The organism is Jannaschia sp. R86511 (genome assembly GCF_042466345.1).
Lineage (GTDB): Bacteria > Actinomycetota > Actinomycetes > Actinomycetales > JBBAYJ01 > Aquipuribacter.
This window is the reverse complement of the sequence record NZ_JAXHCD010000001.1, coordinates 3,779,666-3,797,123: the sequence shown is the minus strand read 5'-3', so window position 1 is coordinate 3,797,123 and position 17,458 is coordinate 3,779,666. Positions and strand designations below refer to the sequence as shown.

General features: G+C 74.7%; 18 protein-coding genes. 8 read left to right on the top strand and 10 right to left on the bottom strand.

Annotation, left to right across the window (positions count from 1 at the left end; all coding sequences use genetic code 11):
- Window positions 1-13: 13 nt before the first annotated feature.
- Complete coding sequence (locus SJY06_RS17700; protein ID WP_380168850.1) at window positions 14-601, bottom strand: DoxX family membrane protein; 588 nt, start codon at window positions 599-601, stop codon at window positions 14-16.
- Between the two features lie 98 nt (window positions 602-699).
- On the opposite strand from SJY06_RS17700, the gene SJY06_RS17695 reads away from it, so the two are divergent.
- The 3 genes from SJY06_RS17695 to rsrA all read left to right on the top strand — a co-directional run bounded on the left by SJY06_RS17695 (window position 700) and on the right by rsrA (window position 2,665).
- Window positions 700-1,575: an SOS response-associated peptidase gene (locus SJY06_RS17695; protein ID WP_380168849.1), complete on the top strand. Its 876-nt coding sequence runs from the start codon at window positions 700-702 to the stop codon at window positions 1,573-1,575.
- 158 nt (window positions 1,576-1,733) lie between these two features.
- Entirely contained in the window at window positions 1,734-2,402 is a 669-nt protein-coding gene (locus tag SJY06_RS17690) for a sigma-70 family RNA polymerase sigma factor (protein WP_380168848.1), read from the top strand.
- A complete protein-coding gene (gene rsrA, locus SJY06_RS17685) occupies window positions 2,399-2,665 on the top strand; it encodes a mycothiol system anti-sigma-R factor (RefSeq protein ID WP_380168847.1) in 267 nt (88 codons plus the stop codon). Before SJY06_RS17690 ends, rsrA begins: the two co-directional genes overlap by 4 nt.
- A gap of 60 nt (window positions 2,666-2,725) precedes the next feature.
- Here rsrA and SJY06_RS17680 read toward each other — a convergent pair whose 3' ends face one another.
- Window positions 2,726-2,800 carry a 50S ribosomal protein bL37 gene (locus tag SJY06_RS17680; RefSeq protein WP_377002503.1) on the bottom strand — a complete coding sequence of 25 codons (75 nt, stop codon included), beginning with the start codon at window positions 2,798-2,800 and terminating at the stop codon, window positions 2,726-2,728.
- Between the two features lie 70 nt (window positions 2,801-2,870).
- Here SJY06_RS17680 and SJY06_RS17675 point away from each other — a divergent pair, with 70 nt between their 5' ends.
- Together SJY06_RS17675 and SJY06_RS17670 are read left to right on the top strand one after the other, a co-directional pair.
- Window positions 2,871-3,083, top strand: coding sequence for a biotin/lipoyl-binding carrier protein (locus SJY06_RS17675; RefSeq protein ID WP_380168846.1), 213 nt, complete (start codon window positions 2,871-2,873; stop codon window positions 3,081-3,083).
- Between the two features lie 52 nt (window positions 3,084-3,135).
- On the top strand, window positions 3,136-4,224 hold the full coding sequence (locus SJY06_RS17670) for a type IV pilus twitching motility protein PilT (RefSeq protein ID WP_380168845.1): 1,089 nt from the start codon (window positions 3,136-3,138) through the stop codon (window positions 4,222-4,224).
- Here SJY06_RS17670 and SJY06_RS17665 read toward each other — a convergent pair.
- From SJY06_RS17665 to sodN, 3 genes are all read right to left on the bottom strand, one after another.
- On the bottom strand, window positions 4,221-4,841 hold the full coding sequence (locus SJY06_RS17665; RefSeq protein ID WP_380168844.1) for a GNAT family N-acetyltransferase: 621 nt from the start codon (window positions 4,839-4,841) through the stop codon (window positions 4,221-4,223). The genes SJY06_RS17670 and SJY06_RS17665 overlap by 4 nt on opposite strands.
- On the bottom strand, window positions 4,838-5,716 hold the full coding sequence (locus SJY06_RS17660) for a hypothetical protein (RefSeq protein ID WP_380168843.1): 879 nt from the start codon (window positions 5,714-5,716) through the stop codon (window positions 4,838-4,840). Before SJY06_RS17660 ends, SJY06_RS17665 begins: the two co-directional genes overlap by 4 nt.
- A 105-nt stretch (window positions 5,717-5,821) precedes the next feature.
- Window positions 5,822-6,217, bottom strand: coding sequence for a superoxide dismutase, Ni (gene sodN, locus SJY06_RS17655; protein WP_380168842.1), 396 nt, complete (start codon window positions 6,215-6,217; stop codon window positions 5,822-5,824).
- A 75-nt stretch (window positions 6,218-6,292) separates the two neighbouring features.
- Between sodN and SJY06_RS17650 the strand changes: the two genes are divergently transcribed.
- Window positions 6,293-6,634, top strand: a complete 342-nt coding sequence (locus SJY06_RS17650) for a S24/S26 family peptidase (protein ID WP_380168841.1) — start codon at window positions 6,293-6,295, stop codon at window positions 6,632-6,634.
- A gap of 31 nt (window positions 6,635-6,665) precedes the next feature.
- On the opposite strand, the gene SJY06_RS17645 is transcribed toward SJY06_RS17650, so the two are convergent.
- The 5 genes from SJY06_RS17645 to SJY06_RS17625 all read right to left on the bottom strand — a co-directional run bounded on the left by SJY06_RS17645 (window position 6,666) and on the right by SJY06_RS17625 (window position 14,227).
- Complete coding sequence (locus SJY06_RS17645; protein ID WP_380168840.1) at window positions 6,666-7,640, bottom strand: zinc-binding dehydrogenase; 975 nt, start codon at window positions 7,638-7,640, stop codon at window positions 6,666-6,668.
- 27 nt (window positions 7,641-7,667) lie between these two features.
- On the bottom strand, window positions 7,668-8,267 hold the full coding sequence (locus tag SJY06_RS17640) for a GDSL-type esterase/lipase family protein (RefSeq protein WP_380168839.1): 600 nt from the start codon (window positions 8,265-8,267) through the stop codon (window positions 7,668-7,670).
- 26 nt (window positions 8,268-8,293) lie between these two features.
- Window positions 8,294-12,268 carry a multifunctional oxoglutarate decarboxylase/oxoglutarate dehydrogenase thiamine pyrophosphate-binding subunit/dihydrolipoyllysine-residue succinyltransferase subunit gene (locus tag SJY06_RS17635; RefSeq protein ID WP_380168838.1) on the bottom strand — a complete coding sequence of 1,325 codons (3,975 nt, stop codon included), beginning with the start codon at window positions 12,266-12,268 and terminating at the stop codon, window positions 8,294-8,296.
- A 94-nt stretch (window positions 12,269-12,362) separates the two neighbouring features.
- Window positions 12,363-13,184 carry a hypothetical protein gene (locus SJY06_RS17630; RefSeq protein WP_380168837.1) on the bottom strand — a complete coding sequence of 274 codons (822 nt, stop codon included), beginning with the start codon at window positions 13,182-13,184 and terminating at the stop codon, window positions 12,363-12,365.
- Window positions 13,181-14,227, bottom strand: a complete 1,047-nt coding sequence (locus SJY06_RS17625; RefSeq protein ID WP_380168836.1) for an ABC transporter ATP-binding protein — start codon at window positions 14,225-14,227, stop codon at window positions 13,181-13,183. The genes SJY06_RS17630 and SJY06_RS17625 overlap by 4 nt, the downstream gene beginning before the upstream one ends.
- 103 nt (window positions 14,228-14,330) lie before the next feature.
- On the opposite strand from SJY06_RS17625, the gene SJY06_RS17620 reads away from it, so the two are divergent.
- Both SJY06_RS17620 and SJY06_RS17615 read left to right on the top strand, forming a co-directional pair.
- Window positions 14,331-15,788 (top strand): GuaB1 family IMP dehydrogenase-related protein, encoded by a 1,458-nt coding sequence (locus SJY06_RS17620; protein ID WP_380168835.1) that lies wholly within the window; start codon window positions 14,331-14,333, stop codon window positions 15,786-15,788.
- 222 nt (window positions 15,789-16,010) lie between these two features.
- Window positions 16,011-17,438, top strand: coding sequence for a D-alanyl-D-alanine carboxypeptidase family protein (locus SJY06_RS17615; protein ID WP_380168834.1), 1,428 nt, complete (start codon window positions 16,011-16,013; stop codon window positions 17,436-17,438).
- The last annotated feature ends 20 nt before the right edge of the window (window positions 17,439-17,458 follow it).

Genomic DNA, 17,458 nt, shown 5'->3' with positions numbered 1-17,458 from the left:
CTGCGACGGTCGTTCAGTCCTCGCCGCGCTTGCGCTCCAGGCGCGCCTGCGCCTTCTCCGCCCGGGCCTGCTCCTTGAGCGCGTGGGCCTCCGCCTTGGCGGCGTCCTTGGCGTCGCGGCGGGCCTGCTTGCGGAGCTTCTTGCTGGAACGCTCCCGCTCCTCCGCCGCGTGCTCGGCCTCGACGGCCTTGCGGGCCTTGCGGGCCGCGCGCTCCTGGGCGTAGGGCGTGTCCACGGTCAGCAGCAGGCCCGCGAGCAGGCCCAGGTTCTTGGTGAACTGGACGCGCTGCGCGCCGCGCTCCTCCTTGGGGTACTCCCAGAAGGCGTGACCGGCCAGCGTGGTGGGCACCAGCGAGCCGGCCAGGGCCAGGGCTGACAGGCGCGGGGCGAGGCCGGTGGCCAGGCCCAGGCCGCCGCCCACCATGACGCCGGCGTTGACGCGGGCGGCCAGCAGCGGGTCGTCGGGGGTGCCGAAGCGCTCGGCCGCGGCGTGCACCATGCCGGCGGCGAGCTCCGCACGCGGCTGGGGGTTGCGCAGGGCGTCGATCCCCGAGTTGACGAACACGGCGGCGAGAAGAGGGCGTGCGATCCGTCGGAACATGCGTCCATCCTGCCCGTCGTCGACCCGGGGCGCGACGTCTCGCCCACGGACCGGCTCGCGACGGGGCGCCGGTCGGTGCTCGGTGCCACGCTGGGCCCATGTGCGGGCGGTACGCGGCGAGCAGGAGACCCGAGGACCTCGTCGAGGAGGTGGAGGCCTCCGGCCTGCCGGTCTCGGCCCCGTCGGAGGCGGACCGGGAGGCGTTGGCCCCCCGCTGGAACGTGGCCCCGACCCAGCCGGTGGCCGCCGTCATGGCGCCACGCCCCGACGACGGCAGCGGGTCGGGCGGCGGCTCCGGCAGCGGGTCGGGCAGCGGCTCGGGCGGCGACGGGCAGGCCGCGACGGGCGCCCCGCCCGCCCGGCTGCGCGCCATGCGCTGGGGCCTGGTCCCGTCCTGGGCCAAGGACCCCACGGTGGGCAACCGCATGATCAACGCCCGGGTGGAGACGGTGACCGAGAAGCCGGCCTTCCGGCGGCTGGTGGGCTCACGCCGCTGCCTGCTGCCGGCCGACGGCTGGTACGAGTGGCAGGTCGTGCCGGCCGAGCGCAGCGGCACCGGCAAGGCCCGCAAGCAGCCGTTCTTCATGTCGCCGCTGGACGGCGGCCTGACCGGCCTGGCCGGGCTTTACTCCTGGTGGCGCGACCGCGAGGTCGCCGACGACGACGACCCCGCCGCCTGGCTGGGGACGGTCACGGTGCTGACCACCGCGGCCGAGCCGGGGCTTCGGGCCGTGCACGACCGCATGCCGGTCGTGCTGCCCGCCGAGCACTGGGCCGCCTGGGTGGACCGGGACGTGCCCGCCGCCGACGCCCTGGCCGTCGTGGCGGAGCTGCCGCAGGGCCGGTTCGGGGCCGTGCCGGTGCAGGCCGCCGTCGGCAACGTCCGCAACGACTCGCCGGCGCTCCTGGCCCGACCTGACGCGGACGCGCTGGTCGGGGTGGTGGACCCCGCGACGGGCCAGCTCCTCGGCTGAGCGGCGGGCGCCCGCGGCGACCTGGCCCGGCCTCCGGGAACACGACCCCCGGGGCCGCTGTTGGCCCGTACGTGATGATGGCGACAGCGAGGACGGTGCCGGTCGACGGCGGCCCCCCGCGCGCCGGTATCCCCGTGCGGCCGATAGCCTGGCCGACCATGGACGAGGACACCGACCGGGCTCCCGAGGAGACCGCAGAGGAGCGCCGCGTCCGTTTCGAGACCGACGCCCTGCAGTACGTCGACCAGCTCTACAGCGCGGCGCTGCGGATGACCCGCAACCCCACCGACGCCGAGGACCTGGTCCAGGAGGCGTTCGCCAAGGCCTTCGCGGCCTTCCACCAGTACCGGCCGGGCACGAACCTCAAGGCGTGGCTGTACCGGATCCTGACCAACGCCTACATCAACTCCTACCGCAAGAAGCAGCGGCAGCCCCAGCAGCAGCAGGCGGACGAGATCGCCGACTGGCAGCTGGCCCGGGCCGAGTCCCACACGTCCTCCGGGCTGCGCTCGGCCGAGGTCGAGGCGCTGGACGCGCTGCCCGACTCCGACGTCAAGGAGGCGCTGCAGTCGATCCCGGAGGACTTCCGGATGGCGGTGTACTACGCCGACGTCGAGGGCTTCGCGTACAAGGAGATCGCCGAGATCATGGGCACGCCCATCGGCACGGTGATGTCGCGGCTGCACCGTGGCCGCCGTCAGCTGCGCGAGCTGCTGACCGACTACGCGCTGGAGCGGGGCTTCATCCGCCCGGCCGTCGACGTCGCCGACGGGACCGAGGGCACCGCGGCCACCGGCCCGACCGAGAACGTGGAGGTGACGCGATGAGCTGCGGCAACCCCCACGAGACCGACTGCGTCGAGGCGATCGACAAGCTGTACGAGTTCATCGACGGCGAGCTGACCCCCGACGTCAAGCAGAAGATCGCCGTCCACCTGCAGGAGTGCGCCCCCTGCCTGGACCAGGCCGACATCGAGCGGGCCGTCAAGGCGCTGGTGTCGCGCTCCTGCCAGGACCGGGCCCCCGGCGGGCTGCGGGAGCGGATCCTGGGCCGGCTGGACGAGGCCCGGCAGCAGGTCGGCGAGGCCTGAGGACGCGACGAGGGGGCGGCACCGGACCGGTGCCGCCCCCTCGTGCCGTCCACCCGGTTGTCAGGCGTTGGGCTTCTTGCCGTGGTTCGCGCCGTTCTTCTTGCGGGCGCGACGCTTGCGAGCACGCTTGCTCATACGGGACTCCTCTCCTGCTCCGTGCGGTCCCTCGTCCTCACGACGGGTCCCGGTCCGGCACGATGGTCCCATGGAAGAAGTGCGCGCCGAGATGGTGGCCAACGTCCTGGCAGTCAACGTGACCGTCGGCGACGCCGTCGAGCCGGCCACGGAGCTCGTGCTGCTGGAGTCGATGAAGATGGAGATCCCGGTCCTGCCCGAGCACGGCGGCCGGGTGTCCCGGGTCGCGGTCGAGGCCGGCGACGTCGTCCAGGAGGGTGACCTGCTCGTCGTCCTAGACTGATCGGCGGACCGGGCCCGTCAAGTCCGGCCCGGCCCGTGCCGATGCGGACCGGGTGAGCGAAGAGCGTCAGAGCGTGGTGCCGTACCTGCGGGCCCTGGTCGAGCTGCGAGGCTCCGACCTGCACTGCAAGGTCGGTTCGCCGCCCCGGATCCGGATCGACGGCAGCCTGCGCAAGGTGCAGGCCCCCGAGCTGCGCCCCGAGGACACCGAGCACATGGTGTCCGAGGTGCTGCGCGAGGACCTGCTGGCGGAGTTCGCCACCCGCAACGAGGCCGACTTCGCGTACTCCGTGCCCGGTGTCGGCCGGTTCCGGGTCAACGCGTTCCGCCAGCGCGGCTCGGCCGGCCTGGTGTTCCGCCGGGTGTCCGTGGGGGCCATCCCGCTGACCGACCTCGGGCTGCCCGCGGTGATCGCCCAGCTGGCCATGGAGCCGCGCGGCCTGGTGCTGGTCACCGGCCCCACGGGCTCGGGCAAGACGACCACGCTGGCGGGGATGATCGACCACATCAACGGCAACCGCGAGGTGCACGTGATGACGATCGAGGACCCGATCGAGGTCATGCACTCCGACAACCTCGCCATGATCAACCAGCGCGAGGTCCGGCTGGACACCGCCGACTTCGCCAGCGCGCTGCGCGGCGCCATGCGCCAGGACCCGGACGTGATCCTGGTCGGCGAGATGCGTGACCACGAGACCGTCAAGGCGGCCCTGGCGGCCTCGGAGACCGGTCACTTCGTCATGTCCACCCTGCACACCACCGACGCGCAGGAGACCGTCAACCGCGTCATCGACTTCTTCCCGCCGCACGAGCAGAAGCAGGTCCGCCTGGCCCTGGCCGGCGCGCTGCGCGGCATCATCTGCCAGCGCCTCGTGCCCCGCGCCGACGGCCAGGGCCGCTGCGTGGTCATGGAGGTCGCGGTCAACACCGGCCGGATGGCCGACGCGATCGCCGACGCCGACAAGACCAACACCATCGGCGACCTGATCAAGGAGGGCGGCTACTACGGCATGCAGACCTTCGACCAGCACCTGGTGACGCTGATCCGCGACGGCGTCATCACGCTGGAGGACGCCCGTCACGCCTCGAGCAACCCGCACGACCTGCAGGTCGAGCTGCGGCGCCTGGGCCTGGTGGCCTAGAGCTCCAGCGCGTAGGTCACCAGGTCGACCGTGGGCACGGGCGACCAGTCCCGCTCCGGCGTGCGGCGGAAGCCCATGGCCTCGTACATCCGGTGCGCGGCCGTCATCCGCGGCCCGCTGGACAGCACGAACCGGGTGCAGCCGTCGTGCCGGGCCCGGTCCAGGCAGGCCGTGGTCAGCAGCCGGCCGACGCCGCGACCGCGCGCCGCCGGCGACACCGCGAGCATGCGCATCTCGGCCTCGCCGGGCCGGGCCAGCTCGGCCCACGGGTTGCCGGCGTCGGCGTAGGTGGCGCTGCCCAGCAGCACGGCCGCCGTGCCGGTAGAGGGCTCCGTGCCGGACGGGGTCTCCGTGCCGGACGTGCCGGACGTGCCGGACGTGCCGGACGTGCCGGACGTGGCCAGCGCGGCCAGCAGGACGGCCTCCCGGGCCCGGCGGGCGGCGTCACGCAGCACGGGCAGGTAGCCGTCCTCGTCCTCCAGCAGCTCCTCGCCGCCGTACACGTCGGCCACCAGGTCGCCGCAGGCCCTGACCAGGGCGTCCGCCTCCGGGGCGACGACCTGCACCCTGACCCCGTGCGCCCCGGCCGGGCTGGAGGTGACGGTCGCGCCGCTCACCGCGTCTGCTCGGCGCGACGCCGGTAGGAGCGCCACATCAGGGCCCCGATCAGCAGGTCGGCCACCCCGATCGCCAGCGCCAGGCCGCTCAGCGTCGAGCTCTCGCCCTGCGCCTGGATCAGCAGGGCGAACAGGATGATGATGACGCCGAGGACCACGTAGCGCAGCGCGCGCCGCCGCTCCAGGGTCAGGTCCGGCGGGCCGGCCACCACGCCCGTCGAGCCGCCCGTCGCGGGGCCGGCGGTGCCGTCCGTCGTCGGGCCCGTGCCGACCGGGCCGTCCGTGGGGCCGTCCGTGGCGACCGCGCCGTCCGTGGGGCCGTCGACGCCCGCCGTGGCGTCGTCCCCGCGGTGGTCCGCCCGGTCGCGGCGGGGGTCGGTGGGGGCGGCGTCGGGGACCGTGCCGTCGACCCCGCTGGGCACCGGGCCGGGGACCGTGCCGCCGGACTCGGTGAGCCGGCGCGAGGCGTCCACCCCGGCCGCGTCGTGCAGCGTGCCGTCGAACGGGGCGTCGGTCTGGGCGTCCCACGCCGACAGGCCCGTCTGCTGCTCCACCAGGCCGACCACGTCGACCACCTGGTCGTGGAAGGCGGCCACGTCGCTGCGCTGCCAGTAGGGGAACGTCACGGCGGCCTCGTCCGGGAACAGGCTGACCTGCAGGCCCGAGGCGACGTGGGTCGCCTCCAGGGCGTCGTCCTGGACCGACTCCTCGACCTCGCCGAGGCGGCGGCGCAGGGCGGCGACGATGCGGTCCCACTGCTCCCGGCGGTGCGGCGGGACGGCGACGCTCAGCACGTCGGTGCCCTCGGCCTCGTCGAGGGCGTCCTCCCAGGACTGGTCCGGGCGGCGCGGCACGAACAGGATGTCGTAGCTCACCGGGCGCACCCTCCTCTCACGCGACGACGCCGCCCCCGAGCAGGGGGCGGCGCCGGACAGCCTAGGTCAGGTCGCGGACGGACCTGCCGTGGGACCGAGGGTGGCTCAGGCGGCCTTCTTGGTCTCCCAGAAGATCTCGGCGATCTCGTCGATCTTGCCCAGCAGCTGGTCGGCCACCGCGACGTCGGTCGAGCCCTTGACGCCGCTGGCGCCCGCGAGCTTGGTGGTCTCGTTGAACAGCTGGTGCAGCTGCGGGTACTTCTCGAAGTGCGGGGGCTTGAAGTAGTCGGTCCACAGCACCCACAGGTGGTGCTTCACCAGGTCGGCGCGCTCCTCCTTGATCTGGACCGCGCGCTGCTTGAACTCGGGGTCGTCCGAGCCGTGGAACTTGGTGATGCAGCCCTTGACCGACTCGGCCTCGATGCGCGCCTGGGCCGGGTCGTAGACGCCGCAGGGCAGGTCGCAGTGGGCCGCGACCTCGGTGATCCGGAAACCGATCATGAGTTCGTCATCCTCTCGAAGAGCGTGTCGTCCGGGGGCGGGTCGCCCACGCCGGACGCTTGCGACACTACAACCGTGACCACCGCCTCGCGCTTCCAGGACGGCCGGTGGCGACTGGTCCGGGTGGTGGGCGACTCGATGCGCCCGACCCTGCGCCCCGGCGACGTCCTGCTGGTGCGGTCGGGCGCCGACCCGGCCCCCGGGGACGTCGTCGTGGCCCGGCTGCCGGACGGTCGGGGGCCGGGCGTCAAGCGGGCGGTGCGGCGCGAGCCGGAGGGCTGGTGGCTCGAGCGGGACAGCGTGAGCGCGGGCACGGACTCGTGGACCTTCGGTGCCGTCGCCGACGAGGCCGTGCTGGGCGTGGTCCGGGCCCGGCTGTGGCCCCGACCGGGCCGGCTGCCGGGGCCGCCGCGCTGACGGCCACCGGGCCGACGGGCCGAAGAGCCCGTCAGGGGACCAGGACCAGCTTGCCCACGACGTCGCCCTCGACCATGCGCTCGAACGCGTCGGCGGCGTCGGCCATGGGCAGGACGCTGTCGACCACCGGTCGCACCCCCGTGGTCTCGCACAGCCGCAGCAGCCGGTCCAGCTCGTCGCGGGTGCCCATGGTCGAGCCCAGCACCCGCAGCTGCAGGAAGAACACCCGCTGCAGGTCCGCCGACGGCGCCGGGCCCGACGTGGCGCCGGACACCACGACCGTGCCGCCCGGGCGCAGGGCGCGCAGGGAGTGCGCCCAGGTGGCCTCGCCGACGGTCTCCATGACGGCGTCGACGCGCTCGGGCAGCCGGGCGCCCGGCTCGAAGGCCGCGGCCGCACCGAGCTCCAGGGCCCGCTCGCGCTTGCCCTCGTCGCGGCTGGTGACCCAGACCCGGATGCCGGCCGCCGCGGCGAGGCCGACCAGGGCGGTGGCCACGCCACCGCCGGCGCCCTGCACCAGCACCGTGCCGCCCGGCTGGACGCCGGACTGGGTGAACAGCATCCGGTAGGCCGTCAGCCAGGCCGTGGGCAGGCAGGCGGCGTCCTCGAAGGACAGCCCCGCGGGCTTGGGCACGAGGTTGCGCCGGGGGACCAGGACGGTGTCGGCGAAGGTGCCCGGGTAGCGCTCGGACAGCAGCGACCGGCGGGGGTCCAGCGTCTCGTCCCCGGTCCAGGCCGGGTCGGACAGCACCGCGTGCACGACGACCTCGTTGCCGTCGGGATCGACGCCGGCCGCGTCGCAGCCCAGCACCATGGGCATCCGCTCGGCGGGCAGGCCGACGCCACGCAGGCTCCACACGTCGTGGTGGTTGAGCGCGGCGGCCCGCACCGTGACCGGCACCCAGTCCGCGGGCGGGGCGGTGGTGGGCTCGGGGGCCTGCTCACGCACCTCGAGCGCGGACAGCGGGTCCTCGGCGGATGGACGGGCAACGACGACGGCGACCATGCCCCGGGTCTACCAGGTTCCGGCCGGTCACGCCGCGACGAACCGGTCCCAGCCGCCGTGCAGCACCAGGTAGGCCATCAGCCCGTACCCGGCCTGGCCCGGCAGCCGACCGTCGGAGGCCGCCAGGTCCGCCTCCCAGTCGGGGTTGCCGGTGAGCCCCGCCAGCAGGTCGACGTAGGTGACGCCGCGCCGCTCGCACACCTCGGCGAAGGCCTCCGACACGGTCCGCAGGCCGGGGGCCAGGTCGTCGTCGGGACCACCGGGCAGCACGGGCGGGGGACCCACCACCAGGCAGCGCAGGCCCGCCGCCGCGGCGGCGTCGAGCACGTTGGCCACGTTGAGCCGGCTTCGGGCGGTGACGGTCCCGGCCCGCAGGTCGGCCCGGCCCAGACCCAGGACGAGCCGGCCGCCGTCCCCCAGCCGCGGCCAGGCCTCGGCCTGCCAGCGGGCCGCCAGACCGGTCGTCGTCTCGCCCGGCACGCCCAGGGCGTGGGCGGTCAGGCGGTAGGCGTCCTGCGGGGTCCGGGCGGCCACCCGGCCCACCCAGCCCATCGCCCTGGGGTCACCGGTGCCGGCGACCAGCTCGTCGCCGACCACGACGAGCGCGGCGTCCGGACGGGCCGGCACCGGCGCACCCGCGGGCAGGTCCCCGCTCAGCGGGCGAACGCCTGCTCGACCAGGCGCGCCTGCTCGTCGGCGTGGCGCTTGCCGGAACCGGTGGCCGGGGACGCCGAGGCCGACCGCGTGACCCGGTGCAGCGCCCGCCCGCCCAGGGCCTCGTGCGTGCCCATGGCCACGAAGGTCCAGGCGCCGTGGTTCTCCGGCTCCTCCTGCACCCACACCAGCGACGCGTCCTGCGGGTAGCGGCCCACGGTGGCCAGCAGCTCGGCCGTCGGCAGCGGGGCCAGCTGCTCGACCCGCACGATGGCGGTCCGGCTGTCCTCGCGCTTGGCCCGGGCCGCGACCAGGTCGTAGTAGACCTTGCCGGTGCACAGCAGCACCCGGTCGACCTGGCCGGCGTCGAGCCGGCCCGCCGCCACGGCCGGGTCGTCGACCACCGGCAGGAACGTGCCGGTGGTGAAGTCCTCCACCGCTGACGTGGCGGCCTTGAGCCGCAGCATCGACTTGGGCGTGAACACCACCAGCGGGCGGCGCGGCTTGGCGTAGGCCTGCCGGCGCAGCAGGTGGAAGTACGACGCGGGCGTGCTGGGCACCGCGACGGTCATGTTGTCCTCGGCGCACATCTGCAGGAACCGCTCGATGCGGCCCGAGGAGTGGTCCGGGCCCTGGCCCTCGTAGCCGTGGGGCAGCAGCAGGACGACGCTGGAGCGCTGGCCCCACTTCTGCTCACCGGCGGAGATGAACTCGTCGATGATCGTCTGGGCGCCGTTGACGAAGTCCGCGAACTGGGCCTCCCACAGCACGAGGGCGTCGGGGCGCTCGACGGAGTAGCCGTACTCGAAGCCCATCGCCGCGAACTCGCTGAGCAGGGAGTCGTAGGCCCAGAACCGGGCGTCGGCGCCGAGCTGGCCGATCGGGGCCCACTCCTCGCCGGTCTGCCGGTCGATGACCACGGCGTGGCGCTGCACGAACGTGCCACGCCGGGAGTCCTGGCCGGCCAGGCGCACGGGGGTGCCCTCCGCGACCAGCGAGCCGAAGGCGATGAGCTCGCCGAAGGCCCAGTCGATGCTGCCCTCGTGGGCCATCTGCTGGCGCTTGGCCAGCAGCGGCGCCAGCTTGGGGTGCGGCGTGAAGCCCTCGGGCGGGGTGGCGAACGCGTCGCCGACCCGGTGCACCAGGTCCACGTCGATGGCCGTGGTGTAGCCGGACTCCGGGCGGGCCTCGTCCTGCGCCTGGGCGCTGGGGACCTCCAGGCCGGAGCGCTTGTTGCCGTCGGAGCCGGCGCGGGTGGCCTCGCGGACCTCGGTGAAGACGCGCTCGAGCTGGTCGCTGTAGTCGCGCAGCGCCGCCTCGGCCTCCTCGACCGTGATGTCGCCGCGGCCGATCAGGGACTCCGTGTACAGCTTGCGGACGCTGCGCTTGCCCTCGATCAGGTTGTACATCAGCGGGTTGGTCATCGAGGGGTCGTCGCCCTCGTTGTGACCACGGCGGCGGTAGCAGATCATGTCGATGACGACGTCCTTGGCGAACGTCTGCCGGAACTCGAAGGCCAGCTGCGCGACCCGGACGCAGGCCTCGGGGTCGTCGCCGTTCACGTGGAAGATCGGCGCCTGGATCATGCGGGCGACGTCGGTGGCGTAGTAGCTGGACCGGCTGGCCATCGGGGCGGTCGTGAAGCCGACCTGGTTGTTGACGATCACGTGGACCGTGCCGCCCGTGCGGTAGCCGCGCAGCTGGGACAGGTTGAGGGTCTCGGCGACCACGCCCTGACCGGCGAAGGCCGCGTCGCCGTGGATCAGCACCGGCAGGACGGGGAACTCGCGCCCGCCCATGTTGAGCCGGTCCTGCTTGGCCCGGGCGATGCCCTCCAGGACGGGGTTGACCGCCTCCAGGTGCGAGGGGTTCGCGGCCAGGTACACCTTGGTGCTGGCGCCCGACGGGGCGGTGAAGGTGCCTTCGGTGCCCAGGTGGTACTTGACGTCGCCGGAGCCCTGGACCGTCTTGGGGTCCTGCTGGCCCTCGAACTCCGCGAAGATCTGGCCGTAGGTCTTGCCGGCGATGTTGGCCAGCACGTTGAGCCGGCCGCGGTGGGCCATGCCGATGCAGACCTCGTCCATACCGGCGTCGGCGGAGTCGGACAGCACCTGGTCCAGCACGGGGATCACGGACTCGGAGCCCTCGAGCGAGAACCGCTTCTGCCCGACGAACTTGGTCTGCAGGAACGTCTCGAACGCCTCGGCGGCGTTCAGCCGTCCCAGGATGCGCAGCTGCTCGTCGCGGCCGGGCTTGGTGTAGCCGTGCTCGACCCGGTCCTGGATCCAGCGCCGCTCGTCCGGGTTCTGGATGTGCATGTACTCGATGCCGACGGTGCGGCAGTAGCTGTTGCGCAGCACGCCCAGGATGTCGCGCAGCTTCATCACGGGCTTGCCGCCGAAGCCACCGGTCGGGAACTCCCGGTCCAGGTCCCACAGGCTCAGGCCGTGGGTCTGCACGTCGAGGTCGGGGTGCTTGCGCTGGCGGTACTCCAGCGGGTCGGTGTCGGCCATCAGGTGCCCGCGCACCCGGTAGGCGTGGATCAGCTCGACGACGCGGGCGGTCTTGTTGATCTCGTCCTCGTCGGAGACCGACACGTCACGGACCCAGCGGATGGGCTCGTAGGGCACCCGCAGGCTGGCGAAGACCCGGTCGTAGAAGCCGTCCTCGCCCAGCAGCTTGCGGTGCATCAGGCGCAGGAAGTCGCCGGACTGCGCGCCCTGGATGATCCGGTGGTCGTAGGTGCTGGTCAGCGTGATGGTCTTGCTGACCGCGAGCCGGGCGAGGGTGTCCTCGCTGGTGCCGGAGTACTCGGCCGGGTACTCCAGCGCCCCGACCCCGATGATGGCGCCCTGGCCAGGCATGAGCCGCGGCACCGAGTGCACCGTGCCGATGGTGCCGGGGTTGGTCAGGCTGACCGACACGCCGGCGAAGTCCTCGACGGTGAGCGAGCCGCCGCGGGCGCGCCGGACGACGTCCTCGTAGCCGGCCCAGAACTCGGCGAAGCCCTTGGCCTCGGTGTTCTTGATGGCGGGGACCATGAGCTGGCGGGTGCCGTCGGGGCGGGGCAGGTCGATCGCGATGCCGACGTTGATCGCGGTGTGCTGGAGCACACCGGGCTTGCCGTCGACCTCGGCGTAGGCCCAGTTCATCTCCGGCATCTCGCGCAGCGCCTCGACCAGGGCGAAGCCGATCAGGTGCGTGAACGACACCTTGCCGCCGCGGGCGCGGGCCAGGTGGTTGTTGAGCACGATGCGGTTGTCGATGAGCAGCTTGGCCGGGATGGCGCGCACGCTGGTCGCGGTGGGGACCGTGAGGCTGGCCTCCATGTTGGTCACCACGCGGGCCGAGGGGCCCCTCAGCCGGACGCCCTCGGTCTGCGTCGTGCCCGGGCCGCGCGTGGGGGCCGAGGCGGCGGCGACGTCGGCGCCGGTGTCGGCAGCGGCCTTGGGGGTGGGCTTCTCGGCGGCGTCGGCGGCAGCAGCCCGGCGGGTGGACGGCGTGGCGTCGGCCTTGGCGGGGGTGGCGGCCGCGGGGGCCTGGCCCTTGGCCGGCTGGTCCTTGGGCGCCTGCTGCTTCGGCGACGGGTCCGCGGCCGGCTGCTTGCCGGCGGGCTCGGCCTTGGCGGCGGGCTCGGCCTTGGCGGCGGGCTCGGCCTTGGCGGCGGGCTCCGGCCGGGCAGGCTCCGAGGGGGCCGTCGTGGGCTCGGCGGACTCCTGCGTGCGCTGCTGCATGGTCTCCTTCTCCTGCGTGGGCTGCTCGTCGGCGTCGTCGCCGTCGCGGCCCCCGTTGCCGGCGTGGTGGTCGGCCGGGCCGTCGGAGAAGAACTCGCGCCACTCCGCCGAGACGCTGCCCGGGTCCTTGCGGTAGGCCTCCTGCAGCTCCTGCACGAGCCACTCGTTGGGCCCGAAGCCCGTCATCGGGTCGTCTGCCGGGGTCTGCTGTGGCACGGCGTGCTTCGCCTTCTTCCTCATGCTGCTGGGCGTGGTCGAACGCTCGGGTCAGCCTAGACCCGTCGGCCGGGCGCACCACCCGGCCCGGGAGGCCGGCGCGCCCGGGTGACGCGGTTCACGTGACGTCGCGTCGCAGCGTCGTCGTCCACGCCAGTACCCCGAGGACTCCGGCCCACGCCAGCAGCACCAGCAGGCCTCCCCACCAGGGCAGCAGCTCGGCCCCCGTGAACCCCTCCACGACGGCGGTCGAGGCGTTGGTCAGCAGGTAGGACGAGACCACCTCCAGGTCGACCCCGCCGGCCTCGCCCACCCCGGACAGCACGAAGCCGGCCAGGGGGTCGAGCAGGAACACGACCAGCACGAGGGCCACGAGGGCCACCACCTGCTGGCGCACCAGCAGGCCGAAGGCCAGGCCGATCAGGGCCCAGACGGCCGTGCCCAGCACGCCCAGCAGCAGCGGGCGGGACAGCTCGGCCACGTCGACCAGGTCGACGCCGCGCACGGTGAGGATCCCGACCGTCACGAGCAGGGACGCGACCTGCACGGCCACGCCGTAGAGGAGCCCGAGCCCGGCGGCCACCACGGCCTTGGCCAGGGCGACCCGGCCGCGGCGGGGCACGGCCAGGTACGTCGGGGCGATGGTGCCGCTGCGGTGGTCGGAGGTGGCCAGCAGGGTGCCCAGCACCGCGGCCAGCAGGTAGCCGCCCTGGAAGCCGCCGCCGACGACGGCCAGCTGGCCCTCGACGGTGGTGACCAGCGGCAGCGGGAACAGCTCGGCCGCGCTGTCGTCGGCCGGGGCGAGCGCGGCGAAGAACCCGACGTTGGTCGCCACCAGGGCCAGGGCGATGAGCAGCAGCCCCCACCAGGTCCAGGTGGTGGTCGCCTTGACGGTCTCGGCGCGGACCGCGGCCCGCAGCGTGCCTCCGGTGGCGCTCACGGCCGCCCCTCCTGCTCGTGCGCGTCGTGCGCGTGCGCGTCCTGCGTGTGCGCGTCGTGGCCGTCGTGCCGTGCGTGCCCTACGTGGCCGTCGTGCCGCTCGTGCCCTTCGTGCCCTTCGTGGTCGTGGTCCTGCCCCGCCTCGGCGCGGGCCACGGTCCGCAGGAAGGCGTCCTCGAGGCGCTGGGCGTTGGGCGCCAGGTGCGACAGGGCGATCCCGGCGGACGCCGCTGCGGCCCCGACCGCCTCGGCGCCGACCTCCCCGTGCACGAGCAGCGCTCCCGATCCGTCCTGCCCGACCTCCAGGCCCGCGGCCTGCAGCGCGGCGGCCAGCCCGGCCCGGTCGGGGGAGTCGACGAGCACCCCGGGCGGCCCGGCCAGCCCGGACAGGGCGCCGACGTAGGCCACCCGGCCGGCGGCCAGCACGACGGCGTGGTCGACGGTCTGCTCCACCTCGCTCAGCACGTGGCTGGACACCAGCACGGTCCGCCCCTCCTCGGCCAGCGTGCGCAGGAAGCTCCGCAGCCAGGCGATGCCGGCCGGGTCCAGGCCGTTGGCGGGCTCGTCGAGGACCAGCACGCCCGGGTCGCCCAGCAGCGCCGTGGCCAGGGCCAGCCGCTGCTTCATGCCCATCGAGTAGCCACCGGCCTTGCGGCGCCCGGCGTCCGTGAGCCCGGTGAGGGCCAGCACCTCGTCGCAGCGGCGGGCCGGCAGGCCGCCCGCAGCCGCCACCCAGCGCAGGTGGTCCCGGCCCGTCCGGCCGCCGTTGGCCCCGGCACCGTCGAGCGCCGCGCCGACCGCGGTCAGGGGGGCCCGCAGGTCGGCGTAGGCGACCCCGCCGACGGTCGCGGTGCCGGCGTCGGGTCGCACCAGACCGAGCACCATGCGCAACGTCGTGGTCTTGCCGGCGCCGTTCGGGCCGAGGAAGCCGGTCACCTGGCCCGGCTCCACGGCGAAGGACACGTCGGTCACGGCGCGCACGGCGCCGAACCGCTTGGTGAGGCCCTCCGCCACGACCCGACGAGCGGAGCCCGACGCCGTCACGCCACCCGCTGACGCCGTCGCCACCCCCGTCGCGTGCCTCCCGCCGGCCCCTGCTCCCACCATGGCCGCGACCCTACCGAGGTCGGTGGGCCACACTTCCCCCGTGCGATTCCTGCCCGGGCACCAGCCCCCCCACGACCTGACCTACGACGACGCGTTCCTCGTCCCCTCCCGGTCGTCGGTGGGCTCCCGCTTCGACGTCGACCTGACCCCCGTGGACGGGACGGGCGCCACCCTGCCCGTCGTCGTGGCGAACATGACCGCCGTGACCGGGCGGCGCATGGCCGAGACCATGGCGCGGCGCGGCGGGCTGGCGGTGCTGCCGCAGGACACGCCCATGGACGTGCTCGCCGACGTGGTGGCGTCGGTCAAGACCCGGCACCCGGTCTTCGAGACTCCCGTCGAGGTCGGCCCCGACGACGTCGTGCTCACGGCGCTGCACCTGCTGCCCAAGCGGGCCCACGGTGCGGCCCTGGTGGTGGACCCGACCGACGGCAGCCTGCTCGGGGTGGTGACGGCGACCGACTGCCGCGGCGTCGACCGCTACACCCCGGTCCGCGACGTGATGAGCACCGACCCCGTCACCCTCGACGCCGCGCTGGTCGACGCGCAGGGCCCGCGCGTCGCCTTCGACGCCCTCGACGGCGCCCGGCGCCAGTTCGCGCCCGTGGTGGACGCCGTGGGTCGTCCGGTCGGGGTGATGACGCGCCTCGGCGCGCTCCGTTCCACCATCTACGCCCCGGCCCTGGACGCGTCGGGCCGGCTGCGGGTCGCCGCGGCCGTCGGCATCAACGGCGACGTGGCCGGCCGCACCCGCGCCATGATCGCCGCCGGGGTCGACGTGCTCGTGGTCGACACGGCCCACGGCCACCAGGACCGGGCGCTGTCGGCCGTGCAGCAGGCCCGTGAGGCCGCCGGGGACGACGTCGTCCTCGTGGCCGGCAACGTCGTGACCGCCGACGGCGCCCGGGACCTGGTCGGCGCCGGGGCGGACGTCGTCAAGGTCGGGGTCGGGCCCGGGGCGATGTGCACGACGCGGATGATGACCGGCGTCGGGCGGCCGCAGCTGTCGGCGGTGCTGGACTGCGTCGGCGCCACCCGGGAGCTCGGGGCCCACGTCTGGGCCGACGGCGGGGTGCGGCACCCCCGCGACGTCGCCCTGGCCCTGGCCGCGGGGGCCAGCCAGGTCATGGTCGGGTCCTGGTTCGCCGGCACGTACGAGAGCCCGGGCGACCTGCAGGTCGATGCGGACGGCCGGGAGTACAAGGAGAGCTTCGGCATGGCCTCCAAGCGGGCCGTCACCGCCCGCACCGTGGAGGACTCGCCCTTCGAGCGGGCCCGCAAGGGGCTGTTCGAGGAGGGGATCTCGTCCTCGCGGATGCGGCTGGACCCGGTGCGCCCGGGGGTGGAGGACCTGCTGGACCAGGTCACGGCCGGGCTGCGGTCGGCCTGCACGTACGTCGGGGCTCAGGACCTGGCCCAGCTCGCCGAGCGCGCGGTGGTCGGGGTGCAGTCCCGGTCCGGGTACGACGAGGGGCGCCCGCTGCCGACCGGCTGGTGAGGCGGGTCGTTGGTGCCCTCGGAGTGACCTGGCGGCCGCAACCCGCCACATCCGGGACGTCTCGGACTTGATAAGGGCGCATGGTCGTCGTTACGTTGTCGTGACCGCAGCCGCGCTAGGTACCCCCGCCCGCCGGCCGCCAAACCTGCCTCGTTCGATCTGCCCGAACCCTGCCCGCATCCGTCCGCCGTACCGCTGGTGCGCGACACGACTGGAGTACACGTGCCGTTGCCGCGCCCCGACGAGCAGACGTTGCCGTCGCGACGCGCCCTGCGGGCCGCCGAGCGGGCCGCTGCGGCGTCCGGAGCACGGCCCGCCGGCGACTCCTCGGACGAGCAGGCGCAGGTCGTCCGCCCGCCGCTCACCCGCCGTGAGCTGCGGCTCCGCGACCAGGCCGCCGGGGTGACGCAGGCCGGGGTGACGCCGGCCGGGGCGACGCAGGCCGGGGCGACGCAGGCCGGGGCGACGCGGGCTGCGGCGCGAGCTGCCAGGGCCGCGACCCGGGGCGAGGGGCAGGCGGTCGGGGGAGGCGCGGTCCGCACCGTGCCGCCCGCAGCCGTGCCGCTGCAGCCCGTCCCGACCGCTGTCCCGTGGGCGACCGTCCCGTCGGCGACCATCCCGTCGGCGACCGTCCCGTCGGCGACCGTCCCGACTGCTGTCCCTGCCGAGGCCAGTCCGTCCGCAGCCGCGCCGCCCGCAGCCGCGCCGCCCGCAGCCGCCCCGCCCGCAGCCGCCCCGCCCGCAGCCGCGCCGTCCTCAGCCGCGCGGTCCGCAGTCGTCCCGGCCGCACGTGCCGCTCGGGTCCTGCCCCCCGCCGCGGCGACGGCCACGCCGGACGCCGACCACGTCCTCGAGGGCGGGGACGACGTGTGGGTGGACGACGTCGTCCCCCGCCCCACCCCGGTGGCCTCGAACCTGGTGCACGACGTCGTCCCGGCGCGTCCCGCGGCCCGCCCCGCGTGGCGTCGGGTGCCGCAGCTGCTGGTCGTGGGCTCGCTCGTGGCGGCCACCGCCGGGTACGCCTCGACCTCCGACGTCCCGGCCACGGCCGGTGCCGTGCCGCAGTTCGTGCGCGAGGAGGTCGCCGCCGCCCCGGCGGCGATCGCCCCGGCCGCGGCCGCCGCCGACCTGGAAGCCGGGTCGTCGCTGGTCCCCGGGGAGGACGGCCTGCTGCGCGTCGGCGAGGACCGCGCCTCCCGCGACGGTGACCGCAGCGTGCTGCCCGGCTGCGACGGCACCCCGCCCGAGGTCGCGCAGTCCAACGGCAACATCGACCAGAGCTACCTCTGCACCCTGTGGGACGGCAGCGAGATCCGGGCCGACGCCGCGGTGTCGCTGGCGCTGCTCAACGAGGAGTACCGGGCCGCGTTCGGGCGGGACATCTGCATCACCGACGGCTACCGCTCCTACGCCGCCCAGGAGTCGCTGCGGGCCCGCAAGCCGGGTCTGGCCGCCCGGGCCGGGACCAGCGAGCACGGTTTCGGTCTCGCGGTGGACCTGTGCGGCGGGGTCGAGTCGGCCGGACCGGCCTACGACTGGCTGACCGAGAACGCGGCGGACCACGGCTTCGAGAACCCGCGCTGGGCGCAGCGCGGCGGCGGCGGTCCGTACGAGCCCTGGCACTGGGAGTACACCGCCGGGCAGTGGTGAGCTCCGCCGCCGGCTCGTCG